The 16,932-nt window shown below is 70.6% G+C and carries 15 protein-coding genes; 11 read left to right on the forward strand and 4 right to left on the reverse strand.

What is annotated here, in order from left to right; translation table 11 throughout:
• Together Amac_RS52370 and Amac_RS52375 are read right to left on the reverse strand one after the other, a co-directional pair.
• On the reverse strand, positions 1-2,165 hold a 2,165-nt coding region (locus Amac_RS52370; protein ID WP_170323089.1), incomplete at its 3' end, for an AAA family ATPase.
• A gap of 41 nt (positions 2,166-2,206) precedes the next feature.
• Positions 2,207-2,809, reverse strand: a complete 603-nt coding sequence (locus Amac_RS52375) for an RNA polymerase sigma factor (protein ID WP_170323090.1) — start codon at positions 2,807-2,809, stop codon at positions 2,207-2,209.
• Positions 2,810-3,043: 234 nt separating this feature from the next.
• On the opposite strand from Amac_RS52375, the gene Amac_RS52380 reads away from it, so the two are divergent.
• The 5 genes from Amac_RS52380 to Amac_RS52400 all read left to right on the forward strand — a co-directional run bounded on the left by Amac_RS52380 (position 3,044) and on the right by Amac_RS52400 (position 8,230).
• The gene (locus Amac_RS52380; RefSeq protein WP_155361898.1) at positions 3,044-4,270 is read left to right on the forward strand and encodes a hypothetical protein; all 1,227 of its coding nucleotides are present in this window, start codon (positions 3,044-3,046) and stop codon (positions 4,268-4,270) included.
• A gap of 160 nt (positions 4,271-4,430) precedes the next feature.
• Positions 4,431-5,414 (forward strand): sugar ABC transporter substrate-binding protein, encoded by a 984-nt coding sequence (locus Amac_RS52385; protein ID WP_155361899.1) that lies wholly within the window; start codon positions 4,431-4,433, stop codon positions 5,412-5,414.
• Positions 5,411-6,457, forward strand: coding sequence for an ABC transporter permease (locus tag Amac_RS52390; RefSeq protein WP_246269252.1), 1,047 nt, complete (start codon positions 5,411-5,413; stop codon positions 6,455-6,457). Before Amac_RS52385 ends, Amac_RS52390 begins: the two co-directional genes overlap by 4 nt.
• Entirely contained in the window at positions 6,454-7,302 is an 849-nt protein-coding gene (locus Amac_RS52395; RefSeq protein WP_155361900.1) for an ATP-binding cassette domain-containing protein, read from the forward strand. Before Amac_RS52390 ends, Amac_RS52395 begins: the two co-directional genes overlap by 4 nt.
• Entirely contained in the window at positions 7,289-8,230 is a 942-nt protein-coding gene (locus tag Amac_RS52400; protein ID WP_155361901.1) for a pirin family protein, read from the forward strand. Before Amac_RS52395 ends, Amac_RS52400 begins: the two co-directional genes overlap by 14 nt.
• Here the strand turns inward: Amac_RS52400 and Amac_RS52405 are convergent.
• Both Amac_RS52405 and Amac_RS54340 read right to left on the reverse strand, forming a co-directional pair.
• Positions 8,227-9,375, reverse strand: a complete 1,149-nt coding sequence (locus tag Amac_RS52405; RefSeq protein WP_155361902.1) for a glutathione-independent formaldehyde dehydrogenase — start codon at positions 9,373-9,375, stop codon at positions 8,227-8,229. The genes Amac_RS52400 and Amac_RS52405 overlap by 4 nt on opposite strands.
• A gap of 146 nt (positions 9,376-9,521) precedes the next feature.
• Positions 9,522-9,677, reverse strand: a complete 156-nt coding sequence (locus tag Amac_RS54340; RefSeq protein ID WP_170323091.1) for a hypothetical protein — start codon at positions 9,675-9,677, stop codon at positions 9,522-9,524.
• 26 nt (positions 9,678-9,703) lie between these two features.
• On the opposite strand from Amac_RS54340, the gene Amac_RS52410 reads away from it, so the two are divergent.
• The 6 genes from Amac_RS52410 to thrS all read left to right on the forward strand — a co-directional run bounded on the left by Amac_RS52410 (position 9,704) and on the right by thrS (position 16,663).
• Positions 9,704-10,321 carry a hypothetical protein gene (locus tag Amac_RS52410; RefSeq protein WP_218041796.1) on the forward strand — a complete coding sequence of 206 codons (618 nt, stop codon included), beginning with the start codon at positions 9,704-9,706 and terminating at the stop codon, positions 10,319-10,321.
• Positions 10,322-10,698: 377 nt separating this feature from the next.
• Complete coding sequence (locus Amac_RS52415; RefSeq protein WP_218041794.1) at positions 10,699-11,952, forward strand: BtrH N-terminal domain-containing protein; 1,254 nt, start codon at positions 10,699-10,701, stop codon at positions 11,950-11,952.
• A 63-nt stretch (positions 11,953-12,015) separates the two neighbouring features.
• Positions 12,016-12,879: a sulfotransferase family protein gene (locus Amac_RS52420; protein WP_155361904.1), complete on the forward strand. Its 864-nt coding sequence runs from the start codon at positions 12,016-12,018 to the stop codon at positions 12,877-12,879.
• On the forward strand, positions 12,876-14,015 hold the full coding sequence (locus Amac_RS52425) for a glycosyltransferase family 4 protein (protein WP_155361905.1): 1,140 nt from the start codon (positions 12,876-12,878) through the stop codon (positions 14,013-14,015). The genes Amac_RS52420 and Amac_RS52425 overlap by 4 nt, the downstream gene beginning before the upstream one ends.
• A gap of 22 nt (positions 14,016-14,037) precedes the next feature.
• Complete coding sequence (locus tag Amac_RS52430; protein WP_170323092.1) at positions 14,038-14,631, forward strand: glycoside hydrolase family 25 protein; 594 nt, start codon at positions 14,038-14,040, stop codon at positions 14,629-14,631.
• Positions 14,632-14,692: 61 nt separating this feature from the next.
• On the forward strand, positions 14,693-16,663 hold the full coding sequence (thrS, locus tag Amac_RS52435) for a threonine--tRNA ligase (protein WP_155361907.1): 1,971 nt from the start codon (positions 14,693-14,695) through the stop codon (positions 16,661-16,663).
• Positions 16,664-16,932: the final 269 nt, after the last annotated feature.

Here is a 16,932-nt window from a genome sequence, read left to right on the forward strand (position 1 = left end):
GCCGCCGGCTCCGCGTACCGATCGTGTACGGCCTGAGCCTCCGCCAGCCGCCCCACCGCCACCAGCGCCTCCACCAGCAGATCCGGCCACGGCAGCACCCCGGGCTCGGAGATCCCCGACGCGTGCCTGATCCTGGTCAGCGGCCACAGCACGGAGACCACCCCCTCCGGATCCCCCCGCGCGGCGGCCAGGAACGCCGCCGCCGTCGCCAGATACCCGCCCGCCGCCACGCTCGGCGTCCTGACGTCCCGCAACCGCGCCTCGGCCTGCTCGAACTCGCCGCGCGCCGCCAGCGGCCACACCAGCAGCGCGTTCACATACGGCGTCAGCCAGTACTGCCCGCAGTCCTCCTCCAGCGACACCACCAGCGTGCCGTGCGCGAGCGCGTCGTCCCACCGCCCGAGCCGCACCTCCACCTGCGCCAGCAGCGCGGTGACCAGCAGCCGCGCCGGCACGTCGGCTGGCCCTGCTCCGGCCGCCACCCCGGCCAGATCGGCGTGCGCGCCCGCCAGGTCGCCGCACCAGGTCCTGATCGCGCCCCGGGCGATCAGCGTGTCCCGCTCCTCGCCGGTCGCGATCGCCGGATCCGGCAGCTCGCTCAGATCGTCGCCCTGCCCGGCCAGGAACGCGCTGACCGCGTGGAAATACCGCAGCAGATCGGCGCCGGGAGCTGAGAAGGCCAGCGCCCGCCGCGACCAGGTCAAAGCCGACTCGGCCCGGTCGTGCACCAGGTGCAGCAGCGACAGCGAACTCGCGATCCGCCGGGCCAGGACCGGCTCCTCGGCGGGCACGCAGTGCCGCCACGCCGCCTCCAGCAGCGTCAGCGCCCGCCCGCTGTCCCCGGTGACCTGTTCCAGCGCCCCCGACACGAAGGCCCGCGCCGCCGGCAGCGCGATCGGCCCCGCCGCGATCTCCGACGCCCGCTCCACCTGGCCCGACTGGAGCAGCGCGTGCACCGCCTCCGCGTGGCACAGGGCCCGCTCCCGGCGCGAGGTGGTCAGCTGGGCCGCGCAGGCCAGATGGTCGGCGGCGGGTTCCCACAGCCCGCCGGCCGCCTGCTCCCGCGCCATCTCCGCCATCTCGGCCGCCAGGCCGTCGTCGGCCCGCAGCACCGCCCGCATGCGGTGCCGCAGCCGGGTCGCCCCGTCGGCCACCAGCTTGGCCGCGTCCCGGTGCAGCCGGGTCCGGTCCCGCGGGCGCAGGCCCTGGTAGACGGCCGCCCGGGTGAGCGGGTGCGGGAACGCCACCACCAGCTCCCCGGCGGCGAACCCGTGCGCCAGCAGGTCCAGGTCGACGGCCTCGTCCAGCAGGGTGATCCCGTCCGCGATCCCGGCCAGCCGCTCGGCCTGCCAGAGCGGGCACGACTCGCCGAGCACGCTGGCCGCCTCCACCAGGGCGCGGGTCTCGCCGCCCAGCCGGGCCAGCCGGTCGGCCACGTCTCCCGCGTACGGCCGGGGGGCGGGCAGCCACCCCAGCGGATCGGCCAGCACCTCGGCCGGGGCCTGCCGGAGCAGCGCCCCGGCGTAGAACGGGTTGCCGCCGGTGTGCGAGCGCAGCCGGGCCAGGGCGGCGGTGCCCAGCGTCAGCCCGCTGCGCCCGGCCAGGTCGCCCAGCTCGGCCACGCTGAGGCCGGTCAGCGTGAGCCGTACGGCGTCGGCCAGCAGGCGGCGCAGGCCCTCGGGCAGGCGGGCGTCGGACTGGTCGCGGGTGACCACGACCACCAGCACCCGGTCGGCGAGCAGGCGGCGCAGCGCGAAGGTGAGCGCGTGCAGCGAGGCCGTGTCGGCCCAGTGCGCGTCGTCGACCACGATCGCCACCGGGCCGTGCTCCTGCAGCTCGCCGAGGAGCTCGAGCAGCACCCCGCCGACCTGGACCGGGCCGGCGCCGGTGACCGGCCCCGCCCGCCCGGCCCGCGCGAGCAGCTGCGCGACCACCCCGTACGGCAGGGCGGTCTCCATCTCCTCGCCGCTGGCCGGGAGCACGCGGAAATCGGGGGCCCCGGCGAGCGCGCACCGCACCAGCGCGGTCTTGCCCATCCCGCACGGGCCCTCGACGAGGACCAGGCGCGGGCTGCCGGAGCGGGCGAGATCGAGCTGGGCCGCCAGCGCGGCCCGCTCCGCGGCGCGCCCGACAAGGGTTTCCCTCAGGTCAGCGAGGATCGTCACACTCTGTAGGAGCGAAGCCGAAGGCCCCTGATACATGCGATTCAGGCTTGCTCGTCATAACTGTCGGGCGTGAGCTTGGCCCGCAGCGTCTTCAGGCACCTGGCCCGGGTCGGGCCGATGCTGCCGATCGGCATGTCCAGACCGGCGGCGACCTCGGCGTAGCTGGGCGGCGGGCTGGCCAGCTGCACCCGCAGCAGGCGGCGGCAGCGCACCGACAGCTGCTCGAAGGCGCGCAGCAGCCGCCGCATCCTGGCCGCGTCCAGGTGCACCTGCTCGGCCTCCAGGAGCAGGCGTTCGGGGGAGCGCTCGTCGGGGCTCAGGTCGAACACGAACGCGTCGGCCGTGGGGGTGACCCGCTGCCGGGCCCTGGCCAGCCGGATCGCCTCCCGCCTGGCGGTGGTGGCCAGCCAGCCGCCGATCCGCTCCGGATGCTCGATCCGGTCCAGCTGCTCGGCCAGCTTCAGCCAGGTGGTCTGGCAGACGTCGGAACGGTCGTCGTGGGCCAGGCCGAAACCCCCGGTGACCGCCCAGATCAGCCCGCTGAACCGCGTCACGAGAACGTTCCACGAGGACGAGTCCCCGCACGCCGCTCCTTTGACCAGGTCGGCGGGGTCGCCTGGGTCATTCGGAACGCTGGCGTCCAATGTGGTGCTCCTTCGGGGGGCGGCGGCAGCACAAGACGAGATCTAGCATCGATCCGGCCCAGGGGAAACCGGATTCGTACGGTTAGACCCGCATAGATGGAGCCCCGGATTGTCCGGCCGGATGGCCTGGAACCCCTGATTTCCCAAGGGTCCCAGGAGTTTCGCGCGCGGATTCGTCGACATTCTGGAATGATCGCGTCGATATCCCGTCGGACATCGAGGAATGACGGACTGATGCCACCTTTAGATCAACTCACCGCCTTCGTGTCTGCCAATCCCGTCGGAGCGGCCATCCTCGGCGTATTCGCACTGGTCGCCATATTCATCGCCCTGTTCGCGCTGCGCGCCCTCTACCGGGCCTGCTCCCGGTTCATCCGTAACTATGTGGCCGTCCGCCCGGCCGAGGACATCCTCACCGTCGTCGCCGCCAGCATCGCCACCGGCGTGTCCGCTCAGGGCATGTGGCGCTTCTCCGGCGACGTGCTGGGCTTCGACGGGCCGCTGCGCCTGCTGCTGTTCGCGTTCATCGAGGTCGCGGTCATCACCAGCGCCGTGCGGGCTCGCCGCAACATGCGCGAGAACTACTCGGCCGGCATCGACGGCATCGCCGTGTGGGCGCTGACCGGGCTTTCGGCCGTGCTGTCCAGCATGGACGCCCGCAGCCTGCCCGAGGCCCTGTTCCGGCTGGCCGCGCCGCTGGTCGCCGCCTGGCTCTGGGAGCGCGGCATGGCCATCGAGCGGCACCGCATCAGCGGCCGCCAGCGCATCCACTGGCGGCTCACCCCCGAGCGGGCCATGGTCCGCCTCGGCCTGGCCGAGGCCAGCGACCGGACCGCCTCCGAGGTGGACGCGCACCGCCGCCTGACCCGGGTGGCGCTGGCCGCCAAGCGGGCCCGGGCGCTGCGCGCCGCCGGCGCCTCCGACCGCCGCATGCGGGCGGCCCTCACCAAGCTGGACCGGGCCATGGACCAGGCGGTGGAGCACACCGGGCTCGCCATCGACCAGGCCCGCCAGGAGGCGCTGCTGTCCCAGATCGGCGCCCTCTACAACACCACCGCCCTCATCGACCTGCACCCGCCGGTGCCGTGGGAGCCGGAGGAGCCGGCCACGCCGCCGATGCTCGCCCTGATGGCGCCCGACGACGAGGACGAGCGCCGCGAGTCCCGGCAGGAGACGCCGGTGGACACCATGCAGCGGGCGACCATGATCCGCACGGCGCGGGCGTACTGGGACGCGCAGATCGAGAAGAAGTGGGTGCCCCGGGCGGCCGACATCGCGCGCGAGACCGGCATCCCGGTGGACACCGCCCGCGAGTACCGCTCGCTGTGGAAGCTGGAGGCCAACGCGCACGCCCTGATCGAGGCCGCCTACCTCGAGCACGGCATCGTGGACACCGGGTCCTTCCCGGCGGTCCCGCCGTCGGACCGCATCCTGTCGGTCAACGGAGCCGCCGTGAGCTGACCCGCTCCGCTCCGGAAACAGCCCCTGACGCGCTGGCGTCAGGGGCTGTTTCGTGTTCCGTAACGAATGTATGTCATTACAAAGTCCTGACATGTCTGGCTTCCGGGAAGGCAAGAACATCTATCACATCGGGGATTTGAGCCGGTGAAGGGAGACCCCCATGTTCCGTCCGAAGCCGTTGGTGCTCGCCTGCGTGCTGGCCGTCGCCGCCTGCACGAGCCCCGCGAGCCCGTCCGGGTCCGCGACCACCACCCCCGCCGCGCCCGCCGCCGCGCCGGCCGCCGGCGCCGCCACGTACGCCGTCGTCACCCACGGCGGGGTCGGCGACGCGTTCTGGGACGTGGTCAAGAACGGGGCCGAGACCGCCGGGACCGACCTCGGCGTGACCGTCACCTACGAGGGCGACGGCGACCCGCAGCGCCAGTCCCAGCTGATCGACGCCGCGGTGAACAAGAAGGTCAACGGCATCGTGGTCTCGATGGCCAACCCGGACGCGCTGCGCGCCTCCATCGAGGGGGCCGTGCAGGCCGGGATTCCGGTGATCACCATCAACTCCGGGCAGGACAAGTCCGTCGAGTTCGGGGCGATCACCCATGTCGGGCAGGACGAGCTGGTGGCCGGGCAGGGCGCGGGCGCCAAGCTCAAGGAGGCGGGGGTCGGCAAGCTCGTCTGCGTCGTGCACGAAGCGGGAAACGTCGGTCTTGAGCAGCGGTGCAAGGGCGCGGGGGAGACGCTCGGCGGCTCGGTGGAGAACCTCCAGGTGGACATCAACAACCTGCAGGAGGCGCAGTCCACCATCCAGTCCAAGCTGCAGGCCGACACCTCGGTCAACGGCGTGCTCGCGCTGAACCCGGCCGTCGGCGCCGCCGCCGTGGGCGCGGTCAAGGGCGCGGGCTCGGCCGCCAAGGTCGCCACCTTCGACCTCAACGCCGACGTGATCAAGTCGGTGCAGGCGGGGGAGATCCTGTTCGCCATCGACCAGCAGCAGTACCTGCAGGGATACCTGCCGATCGTGCTGCTCAACCTCTACCAGACCAACCTCAACGTGGCCGGGGGCGGGCACCCCGTGCTGACCGGGCCCGGGTTCGTGACCAAGGAGAACGCGGCCCAGGTGGCCGAGCTCACCGGCAAGGGCACCCGGTGACGGTCGATCAGGAGGCTCCGGCGCGGCGCAGCGCCGCGCCGGAGCGGCATCGGGTCAGGCGGGTGCTGGCCCGGCCGGAGATCGGCGCGCTGGTCGGCGCGCTGGTCGTGTTCGCCTTCTTCGCCACGCTGTCGGAGGTGTTCCGGGGCCCGGCGGGGATCGCCAACTGGCTGGACCCGGCCTCCACCCTGGGGATCATGGCCGTCGCCGTGGCCCTGCTGATGATCGGCGGCGAGTTCGACCTGTCGACGGGGGTCATGACCGGTTCGACCGCGATCGTCACCGGCCTGGTGGCGACGCGGCTCGGGTGGAACGTCTGGCTCGCGATCGCCGTGTCGCTGGTGTTCGCGGTGGCGGTCGGCTTCCTCAACGGCTATCTGGTGATGCGGACCGGCCTGCCCAGCTTCATCATCACGCTGGGCAGCTTCCTCATGCTGCAGGGCCTCAACCTGGGGGTCACCAAGCTGATCACCGGCACGGTCCTGATCCGCGGCCTCGCCGACGTGCCCGGCTACCACAGCGCCTCGATGGTGTTCGCGTCCACCGTGTCGCTGTTCGGCGGCGCGTTCCGGGTCTCGATCCTGTGGTGGATCGGGCTGACCGCCCTGGCCGTGTACGTGCTGCGCAGGACCGCCTTCGGCAACTGGGTGTTCAGCGTCGGCGGCGACGTCCGGGCGGCCCGCAACGTGGGCGTGCCCGTGGTCCGCACGAAGATCACCCTGTTCGTGACCACCGCCGTGGCCGCCTGGCTGGTCGGCACGATGACGATCCTGCGGCTCACCTCCATCCAGGCCAACTCCGGCATCGGCCAGGAGCTCATCTACATCGTCGCCGCCGTCATCGGCGGCTGCCTGCTCACCGGCGGGTACGGCTCCGCCGCCGGCGCCACCCTCGGGGCGCTCATCTTCGGCATGGTCTCCCAGGGCATCGTGTACGTCGGGTGGGACGCCGACTGGTTCAAGTTCTTCCTGGGGGCGATGTTGCTGCTGGCCGTGCTCACCAACCAGTTCGTCCGCCGGTACGCGGAGGAGGCCGGGAAATGAGTCCTTTGCTCGAGGTTCGCGGCATCGGCAAGCAGTTCGGCTCCGTCGTCGCCCTCGCGGACGTCTCCACCCAGGTCAGCGGGGGCACGGTGACGTGCGTGCTGGGCGACAACGGCGCGGGCAAGTCCACATTTATCAAGATTCTTTCGGGCGCGCATCGGCATGACAGCGGCGAGTACCTGATCGACGGGTCGGCGGTCCGCCTGGACAGCCCGCGCGAGGCGCTGGACCGGGGGATCGCGACCGTCTACCAGGACCTGGCGATGGTCCCGCTGATGCCGGTCTGGCGGAACTTCTTCCTCGGCTCGGAGCCCACCAAGGGCTGGGGGCCGCTGCGGCGCCTCGACATCGCCCGCGCCAAGGAGACCACCCGGCGCGAGCTCCTCGACATGGGCATCGAGATCCGCGATCCCGAGCAGCCGGTCGGCACGCTGTCCGGCGGCGAGCGCCAGTCGGTCGCCATCGCGCGGGCCGTGCACTTCGGCGCGCGGGTCCTGATCCTGGACGAGCCCACCTCGGCGCTGGGGGTCAAGCAGGCCGGGGTGGTGCTGCGCTACATCATGCAGGCCCGGCAGCGCGGCCTCGGCGTCATCTTCATCACCCACAACCCGCACCACGCCTACCCGGTCGGCGATCGTTTCCTGCTCCTCAAACGCGGCCGCAGCCTCGGCGAGTACGGCAAGGACGACATCACCGTGGCCGAGCTCACCCAGCTCATGGCCGGCGGCGCCGAGCTGGAGCAACTCGGCCACGAGCTCGCCGCCTTCGGGGAAGTCGCCGCGCGGATCGAGGAGGAGGTGGCCACTCTGGCCGCCCCCGTAAAGTCGGAGGATGAGCAACCTTGAGCCAGAGCCCCGGGAAGCCGTCTGCGGCGCGCACGGGGCGCCAGGGCCGACGTTCGAGTTGTCAACCGGCCGGGATGTGGTGCTCGGCGGGCCACGGGGGCTGCGGGTCAGCCGGACGCTGCCGACTCGGGGGCGGCGCATGGTGGGGGCCTGGTGTTTCCTGGACGCGTACGGGCCGGAGGAGGCGGACATGCGGGTGCCGCCGCATCCGCACACCGGGCTGCAGACGGTGAGCTGGCTGGTCGAGGGCGAGGTCCTGCACCGCGACTCGGTGGGCAGCGAGCAGCTGATCAAGCCGGGCCAGCTGAACCTGATGACCTCGGGGCGGGGGATCTCGCACTCGGAGGAATCCGCGTACGGCAGGATCCACGGGGCGCAGCTGTGGGTGGCGCTTCCGGGGACCGACCGGGACGTCGCCCCGCATTTCGAACATCACGCGGCGTTGCCTATCCTGACCTGGCCGGACGGGGCCGAGATTACGGTGATCATGGGTCAGCTGGCGGGCATGACGTCGCCCGCGACGACGTACACGCCGCTGGTGGGCGCGGAGATCCTCGTGACCTCGTCCCTGAGCATCCCGCTGCGGGCCGACTTCGAACATGCCGTGATCACCCTGTCCGGAGCCGCCGAAATCGAGGGCGGCACGCTGGAACCCGGACCCCTGCTCTACCTGGGCGCGGGCCGGGAGGAGCTTTCCATCCGGGCGCTCGAGCCCTCCCGCCTGCTGCTCCTCGGCGGCGAGCCGTTCGAGGAGGAGATCGTGATGTGGTGGAACTTCGTGGGCCGCAGCCACGAGGACATCGTGGAGTTCCGCGAGAACTGGGAGGCGGGCCGGGGCTTCGGCGAGGTCACGGGATTCGACGGCCCGAGACTGCGCGCCCCGGCCCTGCCCGGCACCACCCTGCGCCCGCGCGGGCGCGAACGTTAGCGGTGCCGGCCGTCAGGGTGCAGGACGACCTTGGTCCAGCCCTCGTCGCGGGCGTCGAAGTGGCGGTAGCCCTCCGGAGCCTGCTCCAGCGGCAGCTCGTGCGAGATGACGAACGACGGCGTGGCCCGGCCGGTGTGGATGAGGTTGCGCAGCCGCCGGTTGTACGCCTTCACGTTCGCCTGGCCGGTGCCGATCTTCTGGCCCTTGAACCAGAACAGGCCCATGTCGAAGGGGATCTCGCCCCTTCTGGTGCTGTCGTCGGGCGCGCCCGGGTCCTGGGGCAGGAAGACGCCCACCACGCCGATGCCGCCGGTCGGGCGGACCGACCGCACCAGGTTGTTCATGGTCATGTTGGGGTGCTCGTGGCCCTGCGGGTCGTGCGCCTGGTAGCCGACGCACTCGCAGCCCCGGTCGGCGCCCTCACCGCCGGTCAGGTTGAGGATCTGCTCCACCGGCGAGGCCTTGGAGTCGTCGATCGCGATGGCGCCGATCTGCTCCGCCAGGCGCAGCCGGTCGGGGTGGCGGTCGACGACCAGGACCTTGCTGGCGCCCTTGAGCAGCGCCGAGTAGGCGGCCATCAGGCCGATCGGGCCCGCGCCGTACACCACGGCCGACTCGCCGGGCCGCAGTCCGGCCAGTTCCGTGCAGTGCCAGCCGGTCGGGAAGATGTCCGACAACATCACGTAGTCGTTCTCCTTCTCCTTCGCGTCGACCGGCAGCCGCAGGCAGTTGAAGTCGCCGTACGGCACGCGCAGGAGTTCGGCCTGGCCGCCGTTGAAGGGGCCCATGCCGGCGAAGCCGTACGCGGCCCCGGCGGTTCCGGGGTTGAGGGTGAGGCAGAAGCCGGTGAGCCCCGCCTCGCAGTTCTTGCAGTGGCCGCAGGCGACGTTGAACGGCAGGCAGACCATGTCGCCCATCTTGATCCGGTCCACGGCGGAGCCGATCTCGACCACCTCGCCGAGGTTCTCGTGGCCGAGCACCCGGCCCGGTTCCATGGTCGTGCGGCCTTCGTACATGTGCAGGTCGGAACCGCAGATGTTGGTCGTGGTGATGCGTACCAGGACGTCCGTCGGCCGTTCTATGCGAGCGTCGGGCACCTCTGTCACGACCACATCACGCGCGCCGTTGTACACCAGTGCTTGCATGATCAGTCCCCCGTGTGTCGGCGGTGAGGAGGAGTATTCATCCGGTATGAACCGGTTTTTCCTCCCTAGTAGCCACTCCCCGCCAAACCGGGACGAATGCCCTATGTCTGGTCAAATTCGGTCCCGCCTTCGTTGGACGAAGGGGTTTACTGAGGCGTTGACTCGCTGTGGCGTTCGCGGAGTTTGGCGCGGATCTCGTCGGGGGTGTACGCGCGACGGCGGCGCTCGCCCCGGGCGATGACGACTCCGGTCGCGGCGACGCCCGCGAAGGCGGCCAAGCCGAGTATCTTCCACCAGCGCATGTGCCTAGGGTAGCGGTGTGAGCGGGATCAGTCTTGACGAAGCGCTTAATCTGACCAGGACCGGGGACGTGTGGGTGTTCCGGGGGCGTTCCGTGCCTGACCGGGCCATTCAGATGACGACCAACAGCCCGGTCAACCACGTCGGCATGTCGGTGGTGATCGAGGATCTGCCGCCGCTGATGTGGCACGCGGAGCTGGGGCGGTCGCTGCCGGACGTGTGGTCGGGGACCCGGCAGCGCGGCGTGCAGCTGCACGACCTGCGCGAGGCGGTGCTCGTCTGGGCCAACAGGTACGGCCAGCGCGGCTGGTTGCGCCAGCTCGAACCGCCGGCGACGCGGGAGATGGAGGACGCCGTGCTGCGGACGGTGGCCCGGCTGGACGGGACGCCGTTCCCGTCGACGGCGCGGCTGGCGGGGCGGTGGATCCGGGGGCGGCTGCCGTCGCGGCGTTCGCGGGAGATGGCGCTGGAGAGCGCGTACTGCGCTGAGGTGGTCGCGGTGACGTACGAGGAGATGGGGCTGCTGACCGACCGCCGTAAGCCGAACTGGTACGACCCCGGCAGGTTCTGGAGCGGCGACGACCTCGATCTGGCGACCGGCTTCCACCTGGGCGGGGAGATTTCGGTACAGATCCCCAAAGCCTGACCACAGAACTTTACAGTTCAATGCGTCTTTTGTCTGATTTGTCGGGTATACAGGTATGTATCCGGTCAAATTAGGGGGCGTTCGTGGCTCGGCTCATTGGGATCTTGATGATCCTGATCATGATAGGTGGGATGGCATATCTGATTGCCATTGACCTACTGGGACAGTAGGCACGGGGGTTTGGGTGCCCCTACACTGAGGTCCGGCGAACTCTCACGCCGAACCTCCTCAGCGAGCACCCACGCGGCTTGCCGAACGCGGAGGCAAAGGGGACTCGACGCGCCTCGGGAGACGCGGTCTCGGAAATCATGACCTTGCGGCAAGCCGGATAGCGGGCGTGGGCCGGGTTCGGCGCGTGCCGCGAGCGGAGTCATGCGATGACCGACAAGAAGCAGCTCAAGGCCCGCATCCGGGCCCGGATGGCGAAAACCGGCGAGAGCTACACCACCGCCAGGCGGCACCTGGTAGGCCCAGGGGAGAGCCCGGCCGCCGACGGCGGCTGGCGGCTACACGGGGGACGGCACCCGGACAGCGCCGTGATCACCAATATCCTCCGCAACGCGGGCGCCGAGATCACCGAGCCGCTGGTGTTCGTGGCCGGTGGCGGACTCGGCGCGGGATACATCCTCTGGGAGTGGAAGCACGACGACAGCCGCACGCTCGTGCTCGGCTTTCGAAACCAGTGGCAGTACCCGCGGCGCTGGATGGAGAAGACGCTCACCCGGCTGAACGTGCCGTTCGACGCGCACAGCACCGGCGGGGCGAAGGGCGCGGCACAGCGGCTGACGGCCGAACTCGACGCGGGGCGGGCGTGTGTGATCCTGCCCGACCGATACCACCTCGGCTACTGGCAGCTGCCCGCCCACCTGGACGGGCGCGGCGGCCACCCGGTGATCGCCTACCGGCGGGACGAGACTGGGGTGTTCCTCGACGATCGCAACCTCGTCCCGTTGCGGGTGCCCAGGGAACGGCTGGACGAGGCCAGGGCCAGAGTCGTCTCGTACCAGAACAGCCTGGTCGTTCCCCGTCCGGGGGAGCCCGCCGTGGCCGAGGCCGTCCGGGCCGGGCTGGCGGACTGCGCCGAGCATCTGAGCGCCACGTCCGACTCGTTCTCGCTGCCCGCCTGGCGGAAGTGGAGCCGGACCATCCTGGACGAGAAGGCGGCCAAGGGCTGGCCGAAGGTCTTCGCCGACGGGCGCGGGCTGGCGGGGGCGATGCTCTCGGCCTGGGAAGAGATCGAGCCGGTCGGCATGGACGGCGGCAACCTGCGCGACCTGTTCGCCGATGGCCTGGACGAGGCCGCCCCGATCCTGGGCCTTCCCCTGGGCGGCCTGGCGGAGGAGTTCCGGCGCATTCACGGCCTCTGGCACGGGTTCGCCGAGGCGGCCCTGCCCGAGTCCGAGTATGGCAGGATGCGCGAGCTGACCGCTACGATCCGCGAGTCCATCATCGCGGACGGCATCGATCCCGAAGCCGCGCGGGCCGGCCGCGAACTCTGGGACCTGCGGGCGGCGGCCGACAAGGCGGTGGTCGACCTGGACAGGTTCGCCGATCTGAGCAAACGGCTGACCGTCATCTACGAGGCCGAAACCGCCGCCATCGCCGAACTACGCGCCATGATCACAGGGTAACGGCACCCAATTGGGGGCATGGACCCAGAGAATTCTCAGGAAAGCCACCTAGGGTCCCCCTGCATGAACTGGAAACAGAAGGTGAACTCCGCGCTCGGGGAGTTCACCGGCTTCCATATCGCCAAGGTCGGCGGCGGAGCCGAACCCGGCAAGGCTCCCGAGCCCGCCGAGGTCGAGGTGCGCCCGCCCGCCGACCCCAGGACCGACCGGCTGCTTCGCGCGCCCGTGTTCGTGATGTCGCCGGTCCGGTCCGGGTCCACGCTGCTCCGCTCGCTGCTCAACGCGCACTCGCTGCTGCACGCGCCGCACGAGCTGCACGTCCGCCGCCTCAAGGTGGACTTCGGCACCACCCTCGCGGAACGCGCCATGCACGCGCTCGGCCACAACCAGGCCGACCTCGAACACCTCCTGTGGGACCGGGTCCTCCACCGCGAACTGCTCAGAAGCGGCAAGAGCCACATCGTCGACAAGACGCCCGCGAACGCGTTCGCCTGGGAGCGCATCTCGACCTGCTGGCCGGACGCCCGGTTCGTCTTCCTGCTCCGGCATCCGGTCTCGATCGCCCGCTCCTGGCATGAGGCCGACCCGGTCAAACGTACGCCGGAGGAGGCCGCGAGCGACGCGCTGCGCTACATGAAGGCGGTGCAGCGGGCCCGCAAGGGGCTGACCGGTCTCACCGTCCGGTATGAGGATCTCACCGCCGACCCGGAGGCCGAGGTCCGGAAGATCTGCGAGTATCTCGCCATTCCGTACGAGCCGGGGATGCTGCGCTACGGCGAGCAGAGCGTGCTCACCAAGGGCCTCGGCGACTGGAAGGACAAGATCCGCTCCGGCGAGGTCCAGCCGGGGCGGGAGCTGCCCGGCGCCGACGAGATTCCCGACCTGCTCCGCCCGATGTGCGAGCGCTGGGGGTACGTGACCCCGTGAAGATCCGTTACCTGCTGCTGCACGCGTACGGGATGGGCGGGACGATCAGGACGGTGATCGGGCAGGCCAACGCCATGGCCGCGCTCGGGCACGACGTCGAGCTGGTCAGCGTCGTCCGCCGCCGCGACGAGCCCCAGTTCAGGATCGACCCCCGGGTGTCGCTCGGCGCCCTGGTGGACGAGCGCGCCGGGCGCACCGAGGTCACCTTCCGCGATCGGGTGATGCGGCGGGTGCGCGGCAAGGCCGTCCCGTTCGGGGAGTTCGCCGCCCGCTACTTCACCCCGCATGTGGAACGCGCGGTCACCGCGTACATCGCCGGTCTGGACGGCGGCGTGCTGGTCACCACCAGGCCCGCCCTCAACCTGATGGCGGCGCGGCACGCGCCGCGTGGACTGGTCACCGTGGGCCAGGAGCACATGAACCTGCGCACCCACCACGAAGCCGTCCGCAAGTCCATCGCCCGCTGGTATCCCCGGCTGCGCGTGGTGGCCGTGCTCACCCGCACCGACCAGGGCGACTACCACCGGCTCGCGCCCGGCGTGCGGACCGCGCACATCCCCAACGCGGTCTCCGGAGCCGGCCGCAGGCGCTCAGACCTCACCGCCCCCACGGTGATCGCGGCCGGGCGGCTGCGCGTGCAGAAGGGCTTCGACCTGCTGATCCCCGCCTTCGAGCAGATCGCACCGGCACACCCCGACTGGCGCCTGGACATCTACGGCGAAGGCCAGAAACTCCAGGAACTCCGGCGCATGGTCAAGATCCCCGGCCAGGTACGGCTGCGCGGCCGGACCACCCGGCTCGACGAGGAACTCGCCAACGCCTCCATCTTCGCGCTCAGCTCCCGGTTCGAGGGCCTGCCCATGGTCATGCTCGAAGCCATGGCCCACGGCCTCGCCGTCGCCGGATTCGACTGCCCGACCGGGCCCGGCGACGTGATCGTGGACGGCGTCAACGGCCTGCTCGTGCCGCCCGAGGACGTGGACGGCCTGGCCCGCGCCATCGCCCGCCTGGCCGACGACGCCGAACTGCGGGAACGCCTCGGCGCGGCGGCCCTGGAGACGGCCAGGATGTACTCGCCCGAGGTGGTGATGCCGCGGTGGGAGCAGCTCTTCACCGAACTGCTCGCGGCGCGTTAGCGCGGTCATTACCCTCATACCGGTGATCCAGGGCATCGATGTCTCGGACTGGCAAGGCGCCGTCGACTGGTCCGCGCACGCCGAGACCGACATGGGGTTCGCGTTCGCGCGGGCGACCGACGGCGACGGCGTCGTGGACTCGCGCTTCGCCGAGAACTGGGCCGCGATGGGCCGCAGCGGCCTGGTCCGCGGCGCCTACCACGTCGCCCACCCGCACGGCGACCCGCTCGCCCAGGCCAGGCACTTCCTGGACACGGTACGGCTCGCGCCCGGCGACCTGGCCGCCGTCGAGTTCAAACGCGACGACGCGCTCCCCGCCGAGCAGGTCGCCGCGTTCGGCCGCAGATGGTGCGCCGAGGTGGCCCGGCGCTGCGGCCTGCGCCCGCTCGTCTGGACGCACGCCCACTTCGCCTTGGCGGGCCACTGCGAGGGCCTGGAGACGTACCCGCTCTGGATCACCGCGCCCGGGCACCCGATGGGGCGTCCGGTGGTGCCGCCGCCCTGGGACTCCTGGACGATTCACCAGTACGCGGGCAGCCCGATCGACCTCGACTTCTTCGCCGGCACGCTGGCCGAGCTGCTGGCCCTGGGCGCGCCCGACAAGCGAGCGAAATAGGTCCGCCGAGCCCGGTAGAGTCGGCATGTTCTTGTCGTGCTCACCTCGTGAAGGAGCCATCGTGTCTGCCGCCCTCGAAATACACCTCACCCTCGCCGGAGCCGAGCGTGCGGTGGCGGCGGGGACGACGTATGGCGAACTGCTCGAAGCCGACGGGCGAACGGTGATCGCCGCGCGGGCCGGCGGCGAGCTGAAGGACCTCGCGGCCGTCGTCGCGGACGGGGACGAGGTCGAGCCGGTCACCATCGACAGCGCCGACGGGCGGGCCATCCTGCGGCACTCCACCGCGCACGTGATGGCGCAGGCCGTGCAGGAGCTCTTTCCCGAGGCCAAGCTGGGGATCGGGCCGCCGGTGGAGAACGGGTTCTACTACGACTTCGACGTCAAGGAGCCGTTCACGCCGGATGATCTCAAGCGGGTCGAGAAGCGGATGCGGGAGATCGTCAAGCAGGGGCAGCGTTTCGCGCGGCGGCCGGTGTCGGACGCGGCGGCGCGGGAGGAGCTGGCGGCGGAGCCGTACAAGCTTGAGCTGATCGGGCTCAAAGGCGGCGCGTCCGGTGAGGACGGCGCGAATGTCGAGGTGGGCGGCGGGGAGCTGACCATCTACGACAACCTGGACGCCAAGACCGGGGAGCTGTGCTGGAAGGATCTCTGCCGGGGGCCGCATCTGCCGACCACCCGGGTCATTCCGGCGTTCAAGCTGATGCGGTCGGGGGGCGCGTACTGGCGGGGGAGCGAGAAGAACCCGCAGTTGCAGCGGATCTACGGGACGGCGTGGGAGTCGCGCGAGAAGCAGGACGAATACCTGGAGTTCCTGGCTGAGGCGGAGAAGCGGGATCACCGCAAGCTGGGGGCGGAGCTGGATCTGTTCTCCTTCCCTGATGAGCTGGGGTCCGGGCTGCCGGTCTTCCACCCGAAGGGGGGGACGATCCGGCGGGTGATGGAGGACTACTCGCGGCGTAAGCACGAGGAGGCGGGTTACTCGTTCGTCAACACGCCGCATATCACGAAGGACAATCTGTATAAGACCTCCGGGCATCTGGAGTGGTACGCGGACGGGATGTTCCCGCCCATGGAGCTCGAAGGCGCCAAGTACTACCTCAAGCCGATGAACTGCCCGATGCACAATCTGATCTTCCGGGCGCGCGGGCGGTCCTATCGGGAGCTGCCGCTGCGGACGTTCGAGTTCGGGACCGTGTATCGGTATGAGAAGTCCGGGGTGGTGCACGGGCTGACCCGGGTGCGGGGCCTCACGCAGGACGACGCGCACATCTACTGCACCCGCGACCAGATGCGCGACGAGCTGAAGTCGCTGCTGCGCTTCGTGCTCGATCTGCTGCGTGACTATGGTCTCAACGATTTCTACCTGGAGCTTTCGACCAAGGATCCGGTCAAGTTCGTCGGGACGGACGAGGACTGGGTGGAGGCCACGGAGACGCTTCGCGAGGTCGCCGAATCCGAGAAGCTGGAGCTTGTGCTCGATCCCGGTGGGGCGGCCTTCTACGGGCCGAAGATCTCCGTGCAGGCGCGAGACGCGATCGGGCGGACCTGGCAGATGTCGACCATCCAGCTCGACTTCAACCTGCCGGAGCGGTTCGACCTGGAGTATTCCGCCGCCGACGGCACCCGGCAGCGGCCCGTCATGATCCACCGCGCGCTGTTCGGGTCGATCGAGCGGTTCTTCGGGGTGCTCACCGAGCATTACGCCGGGGCTTTCCCGGCCTGGCTCGCGCCGGTCCAGGTGATCGGGATCCCGATCGCGGACGCGCACGCGCCGTATCTGCTGGAGGTCGCGGAGCGGTTGAAGGCGAAAGGCATCCGGGTCGAGGTGGACACGTCCGCGGATCGCATGCAGAAGAAGATCCGCAACGCGCAGAAGTCGAAGGTGCCTTACATGTTGCTGGCGGGGGATGAGGATATCGCCGCGGGGGCGGTGTCTTTCCGGTATCGCAGCGGCGAACAGAAGAACGGCGTCCCCATCGAGGACGCGATCGCGGAGATCGTCGACACGGTAGAACGCCGCCTCGTTTAGGGGTTCGATCGGGTACGGCGTTGCGGGCATGTCGAGCGAGCGGGGTTGCCGCTTGTTCGGCTGCTCACCCATAGCAGTGGGGTTCCCACCCGCCCCATAGTAATGGGGTTCCCACCCGCCCACGCCGTGGTTGTGATTTCGTTGGAGCGGCCACGGCGTTGTCGGGGTCGGGCGGAGCCCGAGGGGAATCAAAGGGTTGGGCGGGTGGGGAAATACCGCCGTGGTTGTGATTCCGTTGGGGCAGCCACGGCGCTGGCGGGGTCGGGCGG

The sequence above is a fragment of the Acrocarpospora macrocephala genome (assembly GCF_009687865.1).
Taxonomy (GTDB): domain Bacteria; phylum Actinomycetota; class Actinomycetes; order Streptosporangiales; family Streptosporangiaceae; genus Acrocarpospora; species Acrocarpospora macrocephala.